The organism is Streptomyces sp. 15-116A, assembly GCF_025290915.1.
Taxonomy (GTDB): domain Bacteria; phylum Actinomycetota; class Actinomycetes; order Streptomycetales; family Streptomycetaceae; genus Streptomyces.
Map to the genome: position 1 here is coordinate 1 of NZ_JAOCQE010000515.1, position 1734 is coordinate 1734.

Below are 1734 nucleotides of genomic sequence, written 5' to 3' on the forward strand. Positions count from 1 at the left end.
TCCGCCCACGCCGGCTCCGCCCACGCCGGCTCCGCCCACGCCGGCTCCGCCCACGCCGGCTCCGTCCCGGCCGGATCTTCCGGAGCGGCCCGCGTCCGTGCCCGAGCCGGACGCCGCGAGGCCCGTGCCGGAGGACGAGATCGCGGTCGTGGGCATGGCCGGCATCCTTCCGGGCTCGCCGGACCTGGAGACGTTCTGGGCCCACCTGGCCGCCGGCGACGACCTGGTCACCTCGGTCCCCGAGGACCGCTCCGACCTGCTCGCCGACCCGCGCACCCGCGACGTACGGGCCGGATTCCTGGACGGCATCGCCGCCTTCGACGCCGGCCTGTTCGGCATCTCGCCCCGCGAGGCCGCGCTCATGGACCCGCAGCAGCGCCTGTTCCTCCAGGTCGTGTGGCGGGCCCTCGAGGACGCCGGCCGGCGTCCCGAGGACCTCGCGGGTACCAGCACGGGGGTGTTCGTCGGCGTGGCGACCTCCGACTACGACGAGCTGCTCACCGCGCACGGCGTGCCGACCGAGGCGCACATGGCCACCGGCGTCGCCCATGCCGTCGTCGCCAACCGGGTCTCCCATCTGCTGGACCTGCGCGGCCCCAGCGAGGCCGTGGACACCGCCTGCTCCAGCGCGCTGGTCGCACTGCACCGGGCGGTGCGCGCGCTGCGGGCGGGCGAGTGCGAGGCGGCCCTGGTCGGCGGAGTGAACGTGACGCTCAGCCCCGCGGTCTTCGTCGCCTTCGCCCAGGCGGGCATGCTGAGCGCCGAGGGACGGTGCCGGACGTTCGACGCGGGCGCCGACGGCTACGTACGCGGTGAAGGGGCCGGGGCGCTGCTGCTGAAGCCGCTGAGCCGGGCCCTGGCCGACGGCGACCACGTCTACGCAGTCGTCAGGGGCAGCGCCGTGAACCACACGGGGCGTTCGGCCTCCTTGACGGCACCCAGTCCGCGGGCGCAGGCCGAGGTCGTGGTCCGCGCCCACCGTGAGGCGGACGTCGAACCGGACACGATCGGCTACATCGAGGCCCACGGCACCGGGACCCGGCTCGGCGACCCCGTGGAGATCGAGGGACTGAAGCAGGCCTTCGGCACCCTGTACGCCGAGCGCGGGCTCGCGATGCCCACGGAGGCGGTCACCGGAATCGGCTCGGTCAAGACGGCCGTCGGCCACCTGGAGGCCGCGGCGGGCATCGCGGGCGTCCTGACGGTCCTGCTCGCCATGGAGCACGGCGAGCTGCCCGCCCTGCTGCACCTGAAGGACCCCAACCCCTATCTGCGGCTGGAGGGTTCGCCGTTCCGGCTGGTCACCGAGCACAGCGAGTGGCCGGTGACCCGGGCGCGGGACGGCCGTCCCGTGCGGCGGGCGGGCGTGAGCTCCTTCGGGTTCGGCGGCACCAACGCGCACGTTGTGCTGGAGCAGCGGGTGGCGCGGCCGGAGCCACCGCGTCCGGATGTCGAGGCGCCCGGCGAGCGAACGCTGTACCCCCTGTCCGCGCCGTCCGGGCCCGCACTGCGGACCTACGCGGGGCGGCTCGCCGACGCGCTGGAGGACCGACCCGGCCTCGACCTTCGTGACGTGGCGCTGACCCTGCGCGACGCACGCGCCGAACTCCGGGAACGCCTGGCGGTGGTGGCGGCCGGCCGCACCGAGCTGATCGCCGCCCTGCGGACCGCCGCGGAGGGCGGGACCGGCACCGGGATCCACCGGGGTACCGCCACGCGTCGGCCACCGGCGGA

General features: G+C 75.7%; 1 protein-coding gene. It reads left to right on the forward strand.

Translation table 11 applies throughout. The features are described from left to right. Positions 1 to 154: 154 nt before the first annotated feature. Positions 155 to 1734: type I polyketide synthase (locus N4P33_RS35020; RefSeq protein WP_260830943.1), on the forward strand; the 1580-nt coding region annotated here is incomplete at its 3' end.